This is a genomic window from Sphingobium sp. Z007 (assembly GCF_900013425.1).
GTDB lineage: Bacteria > Pseudomonadota > Alphaproteobacteria > Sphingomonadales > Sphingomonadaceae > Sphingobium.
This window is the reverse complement of sequence record NZ_FBXK01000005.1, coordinates 727555-742786: the sequence shown is the minus strand read 5'-3', so window position 1 is coordinate 742786 and position 15232 is coordinate 727555. Positions and strand designations below refer to the sequence as shown.

The 15232-nt window shown below is 67.8% G+C and carries 22 protein-coding genes; 3 read left to right on the top strand and 19 right to left on the bottom strand.

Annotated features, from left to right (window positions below; translation table 11 throughout):
• Positions 1–15: 15 nt before the first annotated feature.
• The 7 genes from CEQ44_RS11610 to CEQ44_RS11580 form a co-directional block, all read right to left on the bottom strand.
• Positions 16–381, bottom strand: coding sequence for a hypothetical protein (locus CEQ44_RS11610; protein ID WP_088184322.1), 366 nt, complete (start codon positions 379–381; stop codon positions 16–18).
• A complete protein-coding gene (locus CEQ44_RS11605) occupies positions 378–1193 on the bottom strand; it encodes a DUF2163 domain-containing protein (protein WP_088184321.1) in 816 nt (271 codons plus the stop codon). Before CEQ44_RS11605 ends, CEQ44_RS11610 begins: the two co-directional genes overlap by 4 nt.
• An 11-nt stretch (positions 1194–1204) precedes the next feature.
• Positions 1205–3535 carry a DUF2460 domain-containing protein gene (locus tag CEQ44_RS11600; protein WP_088184320.1) on the bottom strand — a complete coding sequence of 777 codons (2331 nt, stop codon included), beginning with the start codon at positions 3533–3535 and terminating at the stop codon, positions 1205–1207.
• Entirely contained in the window at positions 3535–4095 is a 561-nt protein-coding gene (locus tag CEQ44_RS11595; protein ID WP_088184319.1) for a tail tape measure protein, read from the bottom strand. The genes CEQ44_RS11600 and CEQ44_RS11595 overlap by 1 nt, the downstream gene beginning before the upstream one ends.
• A gap of 114 nt (positions 4096–4209) precedes the next feature.
• Entirely contained in the window at positions 4210–4407 is a 198-nt protein-coding gene (locus tag CEQ44_RS11590; RefSeq protein WP_088184318.1) for a phage tail assembly chaperone, read from the bottom strand.
• Complete coding sequence (locus CEQ44_RS11585; protein WP_088184317.1) at positions 4404–4715, bottom strand: GTA-gp10 family protein; 312 nt, start codon at positions 4713–4715, stop codon at positions 4404–4406. Before CEQ44_RS11585 ends, CEQ44_RS11590 begins: the two co-directional genes overlap by 4 nt.
• Positions 4712–5119, bottom strand: coding sequence for a phage major tail protein, TP901-1 family (locus tag CEQ44_RS11580; RefSeq protein WP_066601203.1), 408 nt, complete (start codon positions 5117–5119; stop codon positions 4712–4714). Before CEQ44_RS11580 ends, CEQ44_RS11585 begins: the two co-directional genes overlap by 4 nt.
• A 155-nt stretch (positions 5120–5274) precedes the next feature.
• Between CEQ44_RS11580 and CEQ44_RS11575 the strand changes: the two genes are divergently transcribed.
• Positions 5275–5598: a hypothetical protein gene (locus CEQ44_RS11575; RefSeq protein WP_088184316.1), complete on the top strand. Its 324-nt coding sequence runs from the start codon at positions 5275–5277 to the stop codon at positions 5596–5598.
• A 349-nt stretch (positions 5599–5947) separates the two neighbouring features.
• On the opposite strand, the gene CEQ44_RS11570 is transcribed toward CEQ44_RS11575, so the two are convergent.
• The 7 genes from CEQ44_RS11570 to CEQ44_RS11545 all read right to left on the bottom strand — a co-directional run bounded on the left by CEQ44_RS11570 (position 5948) and on the right by CEQ44_RS11545 (position 10749).
• Positions 5948–6349 carry a DUF3168 domain-containing protein gene (locus CEQ44_RS11570; protein ID WP_088184315.1) on the bottom strand — a complete coding sequence of 134 codons (402 nt, stop codon included), beginning with the start codon at positions 6347–6349 and terminating at the stop codon, positions 5948–5950.
• On the bottom strand, positions 6346–6537 hold the full coding sequence (locus CEQ44_RS11565) for a hypothetical protein (RefSeq protein ID WP_306341408.1): 192 nt from the start codon (positions 6535–6537) through the stop codon (positions 6346–6348). Before CEQ44_RS11565 ends, CEQ44_RS11570 begins: the two co-directional genes overlap by 4 nt.
• A complete protein-coding gene (locus CEQ44_RS11560) occupies positions 6534–7067 on the bottom strand; it encodes a phage head-tail connector protein (RefSeq protein WP_088190055.1) in 534 nt (177 codons plus the stop codon). Before CEQ44_RS11560 ends, CEQ44_RS11565 begins: the two co-directional genes overlap by 4 nt.
• Before the next feature lie 2 nt (positions 7068–7069).
• Positions 7070–7348, bottom strand: a complete 279-nt coding sequence (locus CEQ44_RS11555; RefSeq protein WP_088190054.1) for a hypothetical protein — start codon at positions 7346–7348, stop codon at positions 7070–7072.
• Positions 7345–7506 carry a hypothetical protein gene (locus CEQ44_RS24400; protein ID WP_176401096.1) on the bottom strand — a complete coding sequence of 54 codons (162 nt, stop codon included), beginning with the start codon at positions 7504–7506 and terminating at the stop codon, positions 7345–7347. Before CEQ44_RS24400 ends, CEQ44_RS11555 begins: the two co-directional genes overlap by 4 nt.
• Entirely contained in the window at positions 7493–9484 is a 1992-nt protein-coding gene (locus tag CEQ44_RS11550) for a tail fiber domain-containing protein (RefSeq protein WP_088190053.1), read from the bottom strand. Before CEQ44_RS11550 ends, CEQ44_RS24400 begins: the two co-directional genes overlap by 14 nt.
• A gap of 137 nt (positions 9485–9621) precedes the next feature.
• Positions 9622–10749 (bottom strand): phage major capsid protein, encoded by a 1128-nt coding sequence (locus CEQ44_RS11545; protein WP_088190052.1) that lies wholly within the window; start codon positions 10747–10749, stop codon positions 9622–9624.
• A 162-nt stretch (positions 10750–10911) separates the two neighbouring features.
• On the opposite strand from CEQ44_RS11545, the gene CEQ44_RS11540 reads away from it, so the two are divergent.
• Positions 10912–11583, top strand: coding sequence for a phytanoyl-CoA dioxygenase family protein (locus tag CEQ44_RS11540; RefSeq protein ID WP_088185676.1), 672 nt, complete (start codon positions 10912–10914; stop codon positions 11581–11583).
• A 77-nt stretch (positions 11584–11660) separates the two neighbouring features.
• Here CEQ44_RS11540 and CEQ44_RS11535 read toward each other — a convergent pair whose 3' ends face one another.
• Together CEQ44_RS11535 and CEQ44_RS11530 are read right to left on the bottom strand one after the other, a co-directional pair.
• Positions 11661–12062 carry an HK97 family phage prohead protease gene (locus CEQ44_RS11535; RefSeq protein WP_088185675.1) on the bottom strand — a complete coding sequence of 134 codons (402 nt, stop codon included), beginning with the start codon at positions 12060–12062 and terminating at the stop codon, positions 11661–11663.
• Between the two features lie 115 nt (positions 12063–12177).
• Positions 12178–12498, bottom strand: coding sequence for a DUF6127 family protein (locus CEQ44_RS11530; protein ID WP_088185677.1), 321 nt, complete (start codon positions 12496–12498; stop codon positions 12178–12180).
• Between the two features lie 15 nt (positions 12499–12513).
• Here CEQ44_RS11530 and CEQ44_RS11525 point away from each other — a divergent pair, with 15 nt between their 5' ends.
• A complete protein-coding gene (locus CEQ44_RS11525; protein WP_088185674.1) occupies positions 12514–12714 on the top strand; it encodes a hypothetical protein in 201 nt (66 codons plus the stop codon).
• Positions 12715–12812: 98 nt separating this feature from the next.
• On the opposite strand, the gene CEQ44_RS11520 is transcribed toward CEQ44_RS11525, so the two are convergent.
• The 3 genes from CEQ44_RS11520 to CEQ44_RS11510 all read right to left on the bottom strand — a co-directional run bounded on the left by CEQ44_RS11520 (position 12813) and on the right by CEQ44_RS11510 (position 15121).
• Positions 12813–13952 (bottom strand): phage portal protein, encoded by a 1140-nt coding sequence (locus tag CEQ44_RS11520; protein WP_088185673.1) that lies wholly within the window; start codon positions 13950–13952, stop codon positions 12813–12815.
• A gap of 114 nt (positions 13953–14066) precedes the next feature.
• Positions 14067–14405 (bottom strand): hypothetical protein, encoded by a 339-nt coding sequence (locus tag CEQ44_RS11515; protein WP_088185672.1) that lies wholly within the window; start codon positions 14403–14405, stop codon positions 14067–14069.
• Positions 14406–14488: 83 nt separating this feature from the next.
• Positions 14489–15121 (bottom strand): NAD(P)H-dependent oxidoreductase, encoded by a 633-nt coding sequence (locus CEQ44_RS11510; protein ID WP_088185671.1) that lies wholly within the window; start codon positions 15119–15121, stop codon positions 14489–14491.
• Positions 15122–15232: the final 111 nt, after the last annotated feature.

Here is a 15232-nt window from a genome sequence, read left to right as displayed (position 1 = left end):
TCCTTAAATGCACTATTATAAGGTCCACCAACCGATCACCGGCCAGGGCGACACCCCCGGCATCTCCACCACGCGCCCGATCCCCGCATGGGCGTGGATGAACCCCGCCCCCGTCCCGATCATCAGATGCAGCTGCAACGGCCCCGGCCGCACTAGCGCCAGATCGCCCGGTTGTCCGATCTCCACCGGACGCAATCCCGCCGCCAACAGCCATTGCTCCGCGCGCCCAAAGTCGCCGCTCCGGAGCCCATAAGCGCAATGCGCCTCTCGCCCCATCGCCAGCGCCGCCAGCCCGACGCAATCCAGCCCGGCAGCGCTACGCCCATGCAGCCGAAACGGCACGCCGACCAATGCCCGCGCGCGCCCGACCACCGCGCTCATGCGCCCGGATAACGGGTCAGCAAGTCCATGCCCGGCAGATAAGGCTCCCCGCGGAAATTGACCGCGTTGCCGAAACGCGCCGCACAGGTCGTCAATTGCCGGTCGCACCCTTGCGTCAACAACGCCAACGTCCCCGCCGTCACCGCAAAGGACGGCGCATCGGCCAGCATCACCCCGTCCGTACCATTGTCGATCACCGCCTGCGTCAGTCCGGCATTGGCCCCGCTCAACCAACGCAACGTCCCAAAGGCATAAACCCCCGCCACCAGCCCACCGATCGCCACATCCACATCATCTATAGCGCTCACCGTCACGATCTTGCGCCGCCCCGCCATATCGACCCGGCACGCCCCGTCGCCCAGCCGCGCCCGGCAATCGGGCGAGGTCGATGGCGCCACCGGCCCGCTCAGCACCGCCGCCGCGCCCAGCAGTTCGGCGGTAAACGCCCCGCCCTTGCGCGCTACCGCGCCGATTTCGCCCCGCGCCAGCATCAGCCACAACGCGCCCGGTTCCTCCCATTGCGTCAGCCGCAACTCCAGCGCCGCTCCGTCCCAGCGCCCGGCCATCAGGTCCGCCTCGCCGATCGCATCGCTCGACAGCGCGCCCGCCACGTCGCTATCCTCACCGTCCAGCCCGATCCCGCTGCGCACCGCCGACGGCGTCATCCCCGGCGCGGCGCGATAGGTCAGCCCGCCGATGTCCAAATCCCGATCATGGCTGGTCAGTCCAATCGTCACCCCGTCCCGTCGCTCGATCCGCCAGCAAAAGGCCAGCGTATTGAGCGGCGCGTCCAGCCTCTCCCCATCACTCATTATAACGCCGCTCATTCGCGTATCTCCAACAGCGGCACCGACGGCGCTTCGCCCGCGGCGAAGGTCGCGCGGTTGATGTCCAGCCGGTCCTCGGCAAAGCGCACCGGCACGTCGAACCGATACCCCGCGCTCAGCACCACGCCCGCGCCCGGCGCCACGTCGAACGCAATCATACCCAGCCCGGCATGGCTCCAACCCTCGGTCAATTCGACCCCGTCGGCCGCCACCCTTATGCTCCCCGCCACCGGCCGGGTGATGATCCGCGCCTGCGCCTCCTCGCCCACGCCATAATAGCGCATCAGCTGGAACGTCGCCCGCACCCCGTCGCCAATCCCCAGCCGCTGGTCGATCGGCGAAGGCGCGACGGCCGGCGCGCCGCTACGGTCATCATAAGGATCGGTGAAACGGAACCCGCGCGCCGCCCCCCTGCGCGCGCGAAAGAAAGCGATCAGCGTTGCAATGTCCGCTTCGGACCTTACCCCCGGCCCGGCGTCGAACGACAGCCGCGCATCCGCCCAGTCGCTGCTGCGGCGCTCATGGCCCGACGGGCTTTCCACGATCTGCGTCGAAAAAGCTGGCGACAGGCTTGCCTCCCGCCCAATCGCCAGCGGAAAGATAATATCGTCAAAGGCTTGCATATCATCCTCCCCATCGATGCTGAAGTAGGTAAACCCGTCGCGACACACTTGCGGCAGCGCCCAGACGAATGTCTGCGCCGTCCCACGCGCCACCGACGCCTGTGCCGCCGCGGCGATCCGCCGCCATTGCCCCGCTTGGCTCGGCAACAGCACGAAGCCCGAAAAATAATGCTGCTCTGCGATCGGATAGCCCAGCCGCGCCGTCGCCAGTTCCACGCCCCGCGCGGTCAGCCCCGGCCGCCCCTCGGTCACCCAATCATAATCCTCCAGTTGCAGCACGTCGAACGCCGGAGCGGCCCACCCCACCGGCATATTCGCCCGCTTGGCCTCCGGCGCGCGCGGGTCCAATATGGTCGGCAGATAGGCCAGCAAATGCGTCACCGCCCCCGGCGCGAGCGCCTTCACCGCCGCGCACAGCGCGGCCGTCGACGCCGCCAGCAAAGCCCCCGCCGCATCCAGCAACGCGCATTGCGCCCCGTCCAGAGCGCCCCGCACATCGGGGATCGACACCGGACTGCCACCCAACGCCGCCCGCGCCGCATCATCGTACAAACAGATACGGCCATCTGCGGGCATCACCCACCACCACGGCTCCCCGACCTGAAACAGGATCGGCAACCCCGCCTCCAACCCAATGGAAACAAAGGCCCCGGCCACCTGCTGCAGATAACCCATCGCCCCGCCATGCGCCGGCGACAGCAAAGTCGATGGCGGCACCCATCCGGTGAGCGCCGGATCGCCATTCTCCGCCCGCTGCTTCCAGTCGTTCCAGCAATGCGCGTCGAACAATTCATAGGATAGCGACCAGATGACGCCGAACCCCAATGCCTTCGCCCGCGCCGCAAAGTCCCGGTGCCAGGCCGCGCACGGCGCATTCAACACCCCGCCCGCTAGGCTGACGTAAAGGCCCTCGCCCACCCGTTCGAGCCGGAAATAATGGCTCATGCCCACATAATGGTTGACCGCCCCGCGATAGCCCAGCGCCTGGATCGCCGCGACGACACGCTCCGGCGTCTGGTTGAAACAATCGTCATAGCCGGTCGCCATCGACAGCCCATGTTCGGGCAGCATGACATCGCCGATCGTCAGCATCGATCCCGCCCCGTCACAGGCGATCGCGCTCAGTTCCGCCCATCCTTCGACCGCCGCGGCAAACGGCGTGTCGCCCTCGTCATAGCCGGGCGGCACCAGCGAAATGAACATCCGATCGACATCGCCCGCCCAGACCGGATCGTCATCCTCCGGCAGGTCGTAGCCACCAACCAGATCGGAAAAATCCAATGTGATGACAGCATCTTCCGGCCCACCACTGGCATAGTTCCACAACCGCACATACCAGGCGCGCGGATGGCCGTCCTGATCCCGCCCCTCGATCGTCAGCGTCGGCCCATGCGTCTCGTCCAGCCTCCGCACGCCGCCGCTGCGCCACCGGAACGACAGCACGCAATCCCGAAAATCCCGATCCGTGTCATAGGCCAGCAGAGGATGGCTCCACTGGTCCGCCGCTTCCCAGATCAGCCCGGCCAGATCGCCCGACCCGTAAAACACCGCATCCACGCGCAATGCGTCGGGCGCGCTCGTCACCACGCTCGCCATCATCGGCCGCGGAAAATTGACGGTCCAATGCGTAGCGGCAAAGCGCTTGATCCAGCGCGTCTCCTGCCCCCGCCGCGCATCCGCCAGCCAGTAATCGATCCTGCCCATCAGCCCAGCGCCCCCTTCACCGCCCGCGCCACCTGCCGCGCGCTGCGCGCCAGCAAGCGCGGCTCGCTCTCGCCGCCGCGCCCATTGACCGCTATGCTCACCCGCACGTCGCGCCCGCCGCTATTGCCGTTGGCCACCACCTGCCCGCTGCTCGTCGGCACGAACATTTCCGGCCCGCGCTCACCGACCATATAGGCGCGCCCCGGCGTCACCGGCCCGCCCGTCGCCCGCCCCGGCAGCCCCAGCGCGGACATCAGCAGCGACGCGCCCAGCCCCGCCAGCCCGCCGCCGCCACCGCCGCCTCCACTCCCCAGCACCGACCGCACGCTACTGGCCGCAATCTCGTCCAGCACGCTCACCGCAATTCGCCGCAAATCCTCGAACCCGAACTTGCCGGTCCGCACCGCGCGCATCAGCCCCTGTTCGATCCGCCGCCCGGCTCTGTCCGCGCCATCGCCCAGCGGCCCTTCCAGCCCCGCCCGCATCGCCTCGACATCGCGGCTCAACCCCTGCGTATCCGCCCGCACCCGCACCACCAGCGTCTCGATTTCCTCGTCCACCAGCGCCTCCTCATAAAAACAGACCTTCTCCCATGGGGGAGAAGGATACGAAGCCTTGCCCCGGCGAAGGCCGGGGTTAGGCGCAGTTGAAAGAGGGGGACTCCACGCCAGACCTTAATCCGGCATCGCGCCCATCAACCGCGCCAACTCGCCGCCATCCACGCCCTCCCCAGGCGCGTCATCCCCCCGCGCCGCGCGCAGCACCGCCGCCAGTTCCGCCGGGGTCGCGCGCCAAAACTCGTCCGGCCGCCAGCCCAGCAGCCATCCGGCCACCCCCGCCAGCCGCCCCGCGCTGTCCGCAAACCGCCTCACTTCCCCGCCAATATCTGCTGCAAAATCGCTTTCAGTACCGGCGTCACCTTCGCCAGCCCGACCGCGACCACCGCCTCGCCCAGCGCCTCGCGGCTCACCGCCTCGCGATCGACCAGGCAATGCCAGAACAAAGCCACCAGATCGGCCAGCGACAATTTCCCGTCCGCCGCCCGCTCCACCAGATCGAACAACGGCCCCAATTCCGCCTCCGCCGCCACCAGCGCGGCAAAACCCGGCCTGAGCGCCAGCACCTCCCCGCCCAGCGCGAGCGCCGCCTCGCCCCGCGCTTCGTTCGCCGCGCCGCTCATTCCGAAACCACCGCGCCGCTGCTTTCCAGGCTCAGCGCATAATTGCGCTCGCCATTATAATCGCCGGCATAGTCCAGCCGCGTGACCAGAAAGCGCCCGCGCATCCGCTCGCCGCTCTCGAAACTCAGTTCATAATCCTCGATCGTACCCGACAGCGCATGGTTGCGGATGCGCACCTCCGCCGCAGATCCCGTGAACAGCCCCGCCGCCGACACGCTGACCGACCGCACGCCCGCGCCCGACAACAATTCGCGCCAGCCGCCCGAATCCTTCGACGTGATATTCACCGCCTCGCCATTCACCGATAGTTGCGTGGTCCGCATCCCGGCCACCGTCGCATATGTTGCAGGCATGTTGCCGTCGCTCACTTTGAGCAGAAACGCACTTCCCTTTTCGACGCCCATGGCGCATCCTCCAGCCAAGCGATGCCGCGTCGAAAGCACCCCGCTTCCGCCCGGAAAATCGCGAAAAAATAACAGACTCGGATGGCGCTCGACCATCCGGTCGCAGCGTCTTGACGCCGCTATCGACGTTAAAACGCCGCTATGGAGAGGTTTCTATGATTGTTGCCGCCGCACTCATGATGATGCTGGCCACCGCCCCCTCAGCCGATCCCGTCGGCACCGGGCGCAAGGAATTTTCCAAATGCCTCAGCGCCCAGGTCCAGCCCGCGCTGGACAAGAAATTGCCGGTCGGCGATTTCCAGTCCGCAATGAAAAAAGCCTGCGCCGACAAGGAAGCCGCTTTCCGCGCCGCGATCGTGGCATCGGACAAGGCCGACAAAATGACCGACGCCGCCGCCAACAGCGACGCGGACGACCAGATCGCCGAATATGTCGACAAGATCACCAGCGAATATGAAGAAAGCAGCCAGCCAGGCTGAGCCGATTCCTCAATAGCCAACACAAAAATGCCCTCTCTCCCCTCGGGGAGAGATACGAAGGTTCGGCAGTTTGCTGCCTAGGGCCAATCGACATTCAGATGATGACGTGCCGAAAATGGTGGTTTTTCGTGACCCGGAGCGCAGCGTACTAAAAGTACGTGAGCACCGGAAGCACGGAAAATCGCCATTTGCAGGCCGTCAGAGCTGAATGTCGATTGGCCCTAGCCGAAGTTGAGAGGGGGCAGCCCTGCAACGCGTCCACCATCGCAAAAGCCTGTTCCCGCGCAGGCGGGAACCCACTTCCGCCCTCTAAATCATGTGCCGCCATTCGCTGAAGCGAAAGCCCCCCTCACCCCCGCACCAACCGCAACCGATAGTCGATCACCGCTCTCCACCCGGCGGCCGCGCCCGTGCCATCCCGCGCCACCCGCGACCGCACCAGTCGCGCCGTCACGATCCGCCACCCATCGCGCGCCTGCGCCTGGCCGATCGCCGGATCGATCCGCGCAATCATGCCGCCCAACCGTGCCGGCGTCTCGTCCGCGCTGCGCAGGCCGATGGTCAGCCGCACCTCGCGCCCCTCGACATCCTTGCCGCCCCAGTCTGCGCCGATACATTCGCCGACATGGCCATAGGGCGCGCTCGCCCGCCCCGGCTCGCCATCATACAGGCCGTTCAGCCCGTCCATCAGCGCCCCGTCCGCGCGCAAAGCGGCGATCACCGCCGCCCGCGCCGCCACTTCCGCACTCATATCCCATCCCTCCCGGCATCCCGCACCCTCAGATCGCGCCACCAGCGCCCCGCCAGCCCCGGCGCGGACGCCCGCACCGCGTCCCCCTCGACAACCGCCGCCACTCCGGCGGCCTCCAGCGCCGCGACGATCCGCGCCCGACGCCGCGCCGCCCGCGCTTCCACCAGCGCCGCCAGCTGCGCCCTCACGCCAGCCGCATCCGCCGGAACGGCCGCCATAGCGCGCTCACCACGGCGGGCGGCGCGCTTTCGCCGCCGCGCGCCACGAAATGCTCCGCCGCCAGCCGCACGATCCCCTGGCGCAGCGCTTCGGGCAGGCCATTCAATTCCGCCGCCAGCCCCGCCTGATAACGCACCGCCAACCGCCGCCCGTCGCCCGCGCGGGTCGACCGCACCCATCCGTCGCCCGCCGCATCGATATCGATCGCATAGGCGTCCACCGGCAACGGCTCCGCCACCCCATCGGCATCCACCGCCTCGACCGCCGTGATCGCCGCCACCGGCCGCGCCGACAGCCTCTGCCAGCCGCCGTCCCCCGCCACCGTCTCGCGCGCATCCCGCACGATCAGCCACTGGCCGATAAATTGCTCGCACAGCGCCGCCGCGCTGCGCAGCAATCCCGCCAACACGGCATCCTCCGCCCCCGTCTCGATCCGCAGATAGGCTTTCAGCTCCGCCAGCGACGCCGCCAACGCCCCGCTCTCGCTCTCTTCCACCATGGTCAGCGCTCCTCCACCCGCATCGTCACCGACCGCTCGTCCACCTGTCCATCGGACAGGGTGACACGGTTGGTCAGCCGATAGACGCGCCCCACCACGCCCCCGCTCAGCCGCGCGCTGCTGCGCTGCGCTTCAAAGGCTTGCGTTTCGACCAGCAGCCCGCCCGCTTCCTGCGGCGTCACCATCCACAGGCTGGCGACCAGGCTTTGCCCGGCCAGATAGGCGGACCAGTCGATCGCATGATCCACCCGCGCCTGCGGATCTTTCACATATAGGCTCATCGGACCTTGCTCCCCTTGTCCCGGTCGGGCCGCATCGCCCCGTCCCGCGCGGCGATCCGCGCCCCCTGCCCCGGCCGGATGCCCCAGCTCCACGGCCCCGCCGCCTCAACCCGCACCGCGCCCAGCGGGCGCGCGCCGATTGCTTCACCCGCCAGCATGGCCGCCTCCCGTTTCCAGGGCCGCCAGGCGCGCCGCCAGCGCCGCAATCGCGCGCCGCTGCCACAGCGCCTCCAGCGCGAAACATTCGTCGTAGCGCAGGCCCCAGCGATCCCCGGCGTCGCGCGCCGCCCGAACCAGCGTGCCGTCCTCCGCCCGCTCCTCCGGCTCCGCGTTCCAACTGTCGTGACACAACAGCCCCCATCGCACCGCCGCGCCGTCGCCCAGCCGCGCGTCGATCGCGTCGCGCACCTGCTGCGCCACCAGACCCAGATGCCAGCGCGCGGCTTCGCCCTTGTCCGCCACCGCCCCGACGAAGCGATAGCGCCGCCAGCCGACCGAGCCCCATGCGTCGATCAAGGCGTCCTCGACCGATCCGACATCGCATTTGGTCCGCGCATCCGACGTGTTGATCGTCCCGCTGCCCGCATAAATGGTGGACCAGCGGAAAGACGCGCTGCCCCAGCCGATCGCATTGTCGGTCAACGGTCGCCCCGCACTGGCGAACGTCGTTTCGACCGACGCGCCGATGGTGCAAACGGTCGCGCTGGTGGACAGGAAGGGCGTGACCGCCAGATTATTGTTGGGACCGACGGCGAATTTGCTGCCGTCGGCATTGCCGAAGTAAAGGGTGCCTGCCGTTGTCTGCGCGACATATACGCAATTGACCGCGCTGCCGGTGCGCACGGCTGTGATCAGCGTCGCGCTGGCGCCGCTGCTGGTGACGCTGCCGACCGTCATCGCGCCGGTCGCGCGCGACACGCTCATGACCGTGCCGAGCAGCGCGCCGCTATCATCCATGCGGCGCAGCGCGAAGTCGGACCCGGCATTGCCGCCGCTGTTCGCCGTCGCGGTGCGCTCGACCCGCCACATTTCCACGCCCGCCGTGTGCAGCGACAGGGTGGCGCTTTGGCCGCTTACTGCATTGATCGCCGCATTGGCCGAACCCGATGCGGGCGCGACGTTCAACGACGCCAGGCTGGCCGTCCCGCCGGTGATGGCGACCGCGCCCGCATGCTGGCCCGCCATCGTGCCCAACCCGCTAATGTCCGTGCTGGGGATCGTCGCGCTGGCGCTCAACGCCGCCGCGCCATTGCCCTTCACATAGCCGGTCAGGCTGGCCGCCCCGGTACCGCCGCGCGCCACCGGCAATTGCCCCGACCAGCCGACGGTGATCGACGCGGGGTTCAGCAGCGCACTCGCCGCGCCGCCGCCCAATGTCAGCGTGACATTGCTATCGTCCACCTTGCTGAGCGCGCTACCCGTGGGAAAGGTCGCCAGCGACCCGTCACCGCGCAGATATTGCGCGCTGGTTCCACCGGGCGCAAAGGCATGGCTGTGCGTCCCCGCCGCCACGCCGTTGGTCGATCCCAGCGTGATGCTCGCCGGCGTGCCCAGCGCCACGCTGCCCGCCGCCCCGATCGTTGCGAACGCCATGCCGCCGCCCGCCGCCACGCTGGTCACCGTCCCGCTCGCAGAAGAGGTGCCAGCGCCGATATAGGCCCGGAACGCCGCCCCGTCGCCCATCGTGAGCGCGCCCCGCCCGAACCCGCTCGTCGCCAGCGCCGCAATCGCGCTCAATGCGTCGCTCGCCGCCTGCTTGCCCGCCAGCGCCGCCTCCAGCCCGTCAATCTCGCCTGGCCCATGACCATGCTCGTTGACCTGCGCCACCCAAGCGGCATGCAGCGCCAGCCCGACATGTTTCTCGCCTACCGTGAAATCCACAGCGCCGCCGCCCGCCGAAGACGCCTGCGGCACGCGCACCAACCGGCCGGCGCCGTCGATTTCGCCAACCCCGGCCTCCCATTGCCCAGGATTGGTCACGCCCTGAATGACATAGGGAAAGGTCGCGCCAGGATTCAGCGCCGCGGCAAAGGTGCGAAACCCCGGCAACGGCCCGCCCAGCACCAGCGGTCCATCGCCGCCTGCATGGCACACCTCCCGCACCAGGTCCGCCATCTCCATGTCCGTGATCGCCACGCCCGCCCCCTCACAAAAAAAGGGGAAGCCCCGCGGCCTCCCCCCAAACCTTCTCCCCAAGGGGGGAGAAGGATACGAAGCCTTAGCCCGCAGGGCTTAGGCGCAGTTGGATGAGGGGGAACAACGCCCCCCACTCGTCAAGAAGCGGCGAACTTCATCAACTTGATCGCCTCGCTGTTCGCCACAGCCCCGCCGATCCGCTTCACCGCATAGAAATGCACGAACGGCTTGTTGCTGAACGGATCGCGCAAAATGCTCGTCTCGCTCCGTTCCGCGATCACATAGCCAGCCTGGAAATTGCCGAACGCGATCGACAGGCTGCCCGCAGCGATATCGGGCATGTCCTCCGCCTCGACCACCGGATAGCCCAGCAGCGTGGCAGGCTGACCACCGGTCAGCCCCGGTTGCCAGATGAACGCGCCGTCGGTCGTCTTCATCTTGCGGATCACCGCCAGCGTGGCGCTGTTCATGACGAAACTCGCCCCCTGGCGGTATGGCGCGCGAAGGCTCTGGACCAGGTCGATCAGCTTGTCCTGCGGGTTTGACGCGGCAAAGGCGCCCGCCGCGCCCGACGCCACATATTGCAGCGAACCGAACGCCCGCACGCTGTCCGCCTCGTTGGTCGTGGTGTAGGTCAAAAAGCCCTTGGGCTTGTTCGTCCCATTGCCGTTGACGAAGGCTGCGCCCTCCGCGACGGCAAACTCCCGCCCGATCTCGTTCGCCAGCCAGGCTTCGACATCGAACTGCGCATCGTCCAGCATCGCCTGGCTCGCGGCCGGATTGGCGTATAGCTCACCCGACGGCGGCGCGATCTCGTTGAAAACCGGCGTCCCCGTCTCGGCCCGCGCGCCCGTCTCGCTCGCCCAACCCGACACGATGCCGCCCGCCGTCACCAGCTTGCGATAGCCCGCGCTCCCGGTGCGCACCACATTGGCGATCGACCGAATCGGCGAAATCGCCTTCAGCGTCGCCCCGATCAGCTGATCGATCTCGCGCGGCACCGCATAGCCCCCCGCCGCGCCCGAAGCACCCGAAAAGCTCTTCAGCTCAACCCCCGCTTCATGCCCCTGCCGCAGATAGCGATCTACAAACGCCGCCCGCGCCGGATCGACCGACCCGCCTTTCACGCCATCCAGCGCCGGTCGCTGGGTGGCCAGCAAAGCCCCCTTCAGCGCCGCAATCTCCCCCTCCAACCCATCAATCCGCTCCCCCTGCACCACCGCATCGAACCGCGCTTCCAATGCGTCCGTCACCTGATCCGTCATGCCCGTCTCCACAAAAAAGGGCGGCCCAAACGGACCGCCCCGCAAAATCCTCGCCCCGTGGGGGGAGAGGATACGAAGCCTTCCCGGCCCAGCCGGTCAGGCGAAGTTGGAGAGGGGAGCCGCGCCCTTGCCGCCGCTCAACCCTTTGCCCATAAAGCCGTCATGTCCCTGACCCTCGCCACCGACGGCGCCCAGCATATCCCCGCCGCACTCGACGCTGAATCTTTGGCCACTCTCGAAGTCGCGCTTGCGCCCCAACCCACCGATCGCGCCGGACTACGCCTCGCCAACCTGCCCGCGCTCGCGTCCATGCTGAGCGCCAGCGGCCCGATCGGCCAACACGCCGCCGCTCATCTGGGTGCAGCCGCCCGTTCCGTCCGCGCGATCCTCTTCGACAAAAGCGCCACGACCAACTGGGCGCTCGGCTGGCATCAGGACCGCACGATCGCGGTGCGACAGAGGATCGAAACCCCCGGCTTTGGCCCCTGGACCGTCAAGTCCGGCATCCAGCATGTCGCCCCGCCGCAATCGTTGCTCGATCGCATGCTGACCCTGCGCCTCCATCTCGATCCGGTCGATGCGCACAATGCCCCGCTGCTGATCGCCCCCGGTTCGCACCGCCAAGGCCGGGTCGCCGAAAGCGACGTCGCCGCGCTGGTCGATGGCTGCGGCGCCCATGCCTGCCTAGCCGCACGGGGCGACATCTGGCTCTATGCCACCCCGATTCTCCACGCCTCCGAAACCGCGAGAGACCCCCGCCGCCGCCGCGTCCTCCAACTCGACTACAGCGCCGTTTCGCTGCCCGGCGGCCTGGAATGGCTGGGCGTCAAATGACCCTTCTCCCCTCGGGGGAGAAGGATGCAAAGCCTTGCCAGCTTGCTGGCTAGGCGCAGTTGGATGAGGGGGAAACGCTACCCCTCCACCGCCACCACCCGCGCCAGATCCTGCATGGGGTGCGTCACCAGACTCACCTCCACCAGCTCCAGCCCCAGCAACTCCCGCGGCCCCACCCCGCGCGCCTCGCGCACGCGGTATCCGAACGACAGCCCGTCCAGCGCCCCGGCCTTCAGCGCCGCCGCCGCCTCGCGCCCCGCCGCGGTCCGCTGCGACACACGCCCGATCACGCGCAGCCCGCGCGCATCTTCCCGCGCCGTCTCGACGACACCGATCACGCTGCCCGGCCCATGCTGCCACAGCAACGGCACGCCCGACGCATCGATCGCCCCGAACGCGCCTGCCCGCACCACATCCCCGCCCCGGTCCACCCGGTCGAAAATTGCCGCATAGCCGGCAAAGCGTATGTCGCTTTTCATTCCAATCTCCGTTCGTCCTGAGTAGTCCCTGAGCGAAGTCGAAGGGACGTATCGAGGGATCATCCGCACCGCTGCGTCGATACGATCACGAACGGACGGTGCTTCGGGGTCAATGCTATCCGCGCACCAATCCTACCAACCCCACCTTCACCGCAATCCCCAGCACCAGCAGCGCCATCACGATCCGCACCGCCCATCCGATCACCGCGCCGCGCGCCGCCTTCTTCGCGTCGCGCCAGGCGGACAGCAATTCGCGCAGCTCGCGCATGTCGCCCTCCGCGTGGCCGTCGGCCAGCCCCAACCGCTCCAGCGCCCGCCCCGCGCCCAACTCGCTCGCCTCCTCGATCAGCGCGCGGATCATCACCATGTCCGCCCCGCCCGGCACCCCTTCCGCCTGCGCCACCAGTCGCGCCAGCATGTCGCCATCCTGTTTCATCCATCCCGCCTTCCCATGGGGACCGCCCATGTCTATTGGGCGCGCATGCAACGCACGCCGCGCAAAATCCTGATCCTGCTCGTCCTGGTGGCCTTGGTCGCCATCGCCTGGCATTTCGGCCTGTTCCGCGCCGGCGACTGCCTGATCCAGGGGGGCCGCTGGAACAGCGATACCGGCTTCTGCCGCCTCGACAGCCTAGCCCGCCCTGCAGAGTAAAAGATTGTCACGCAGAGGCGCAGAGAACGCAGAGCAAAAAGAAAGCCGCCAAAGGCAGCCAATCTTTCTTCCTTCTTCCCGCCCTCCGCGCCTCTGCGCTAACCGATCCCCAACATCGCCCTCTTCTCCTCCGCCGAGAGGAAATCCGCCCCCGCCACCCGCTCCCAAAGGGCCGCCCGCTCATCCGACAATGCCGGCACCGCGTCCAAATCGGCCTCGATCCCTAGCCCCGGCCACCAATCGCCCAGCCCCTGGGCCAACGCCCCGCCTATCTTCGCCACCAGCGGCAGGATCGCCTGCCGCCACAACGCTTTGTTCGCCTCCCGATAATTGGCGTAGCTATTGTCGCCCGGCAGCCCCATCAGCATCGGCGGCACGCCGAAGGCCAAAGCGATCTCCCGCGCCGCCGCTGCTTTCAATCCCACAAAATCCATCTCCGCCGGCGTCAGGCTCATCGCTTTCCAGCTTAGCCCCCCCTCCAGCAACATCGGACGTCCCGCATTGGCCGCCCCCGCAAAGGCCACCTCCATCTCGCGTTTCACCCGCTCGAACTGCTCAGGCGACAGCACCGATCCGTCGCCCGGATCATAGACCATCGCCCCGCTCGGCCGCGCCGCATTGTCCAGCAGCGCCTTGTTCCACACACTCGCCGCATTATGGATCGCCACAGCCCCCGCCGCCGCGCCCACACAACCCAGCCCATAATGATCATCCAGCGGATGCAGCGCCTTGATGTGCAGCATATTGGTCCGCCCCGCGCCATCTTCGGGCGTCAGCCGCGTCACGCTCTCCCCCACCCGATACAGATAGGCCGCCGGCCAGCCGCGCGCATCGGCCTCCACGCTCACCCGTTCCGGCCGCAGCGCGAACAGTTCGGCCGGCATCCCGTCCATACCGGCCATCACCTGCACATAGGCATTGCCATGCAACAGCAGGTGGCAGGCCAGCGTCTCGACCAGCCCCTGCCCCGCCGACGCCCGCCCGACCAGCGCCAGCACGCGCGCGCCATCCTCGACACCGCGCACTTTCAATGCGCACGCGCCCGCCCCTTCCGACACCAGCCGCATCGCCCGCTGCGCGATCGGATTGCCCATCACCCCGGCACGCAACTGCGCCTCATAACTGGCGGGCCACTCCCCCAGCGCCACCGCGCCCGATCCCCAGGCCCGCGTCAGCACCGGCCGCGCATCCACCTGCCCAACCGCACCAAGTGCAGCTTTCGTCCCGAACCATTTCATGGATTTGTCCCCAAAACGAAAAAACCCTCTCCCCGCCGGGGGAGAGGATAGTGGAGGTTGGCGGCGTCAGCCGCCTACCGAAACTTGGAGAGGGGGGCGGGCGCCCCGTAAAGATTACCGATTCCGCGCCAGCACACGGTCACACACGCTGTTGGTGCCTTCGCTCTTGCCGATCACGCGCCCCGCCAGCGCACCCGCGCCAGCGCCCAGCAACGTCTCGCCCACACTGCCGCCCGCCAGCAATCCGACGCCCGCGCCGCCAGCCGCACCGATCACCGTGCCCTTGTCGCGCCCCTGCTTGCCCTTCAGCAAACAGTAGCGCACATCGTCGCGATCGCGCGGCGCAGCGCGCGCCACCCGCGCCCGGTCCTTGCTGTTCAGGCTCGCCGCCAGCACCGGCGATGCCGCCACCGACAGGCCGACAACCGCCGCCAAAATCCTGGCCATCTTCATCCCACTTACTCCATCCGATCATCCGATGGCACCAAAACGAACCGCCCCGATCGTCGGTTCCCCAGCGGTCGGGCCGCAGCCGCTTAGTCCACCCGCGACACGAAATCCGCCGTCGCCCGCCGCACCTTCTTCAAATTGACCAGCCAGTCGCCCTCATCCGCACGATAACCCAGCGGCATCATCACCACCGACCGCAGGCCACGCGCGCGCAAATCCAGGATCGCGTCCAGCGCATCGGGATCGAACCCCTCCATCGGCGTGGCATCCACCTCCTCGAACGCGGCGGCGGTCAGGGCGATGCCCAATCCGACATAGACCTGCCGCGCGGCATGTTCGAAATTGGTCTGCGCGTCGCGCTGCGGATAGCTGCCCAGCAACTGCTGCCGATAGGCTTCGAACCCCTCGTTACGGATGCCGCGCTCGTCATTGACCAGGTCGAACATATGGTTGATCCGGTCGGCGGTATAATTGTCCCACGCCGCAAACACCAACAGGTGCGAGGCGTCCACGACCTGCGCCTGGTCCCAGGCGATCGCCCTGATCTGCTCGCGGATCGCCTTGTTGGTGACGACGATCACCTCGAACGGCTGCAACCCGCTCGACGTCGGCGCCAACCGCACCGCTTCCAATATGCGCTCCACCTTGTCTTCCGGCACGGCCTTGTCCGGGTTCATCTTCTTGGTGGCGTAGCGCCAGTTCAGCCGGTCGATCAGCATAAAGCAAAGTCCTCATCAATAAAGCCGCGCCAGCCTAGGCCCGGCGCATGACGCCCTGATGTAGAGCCTCCCGCCCGAAAATAAAGGTATCACATCAAAACTGGTACGGTC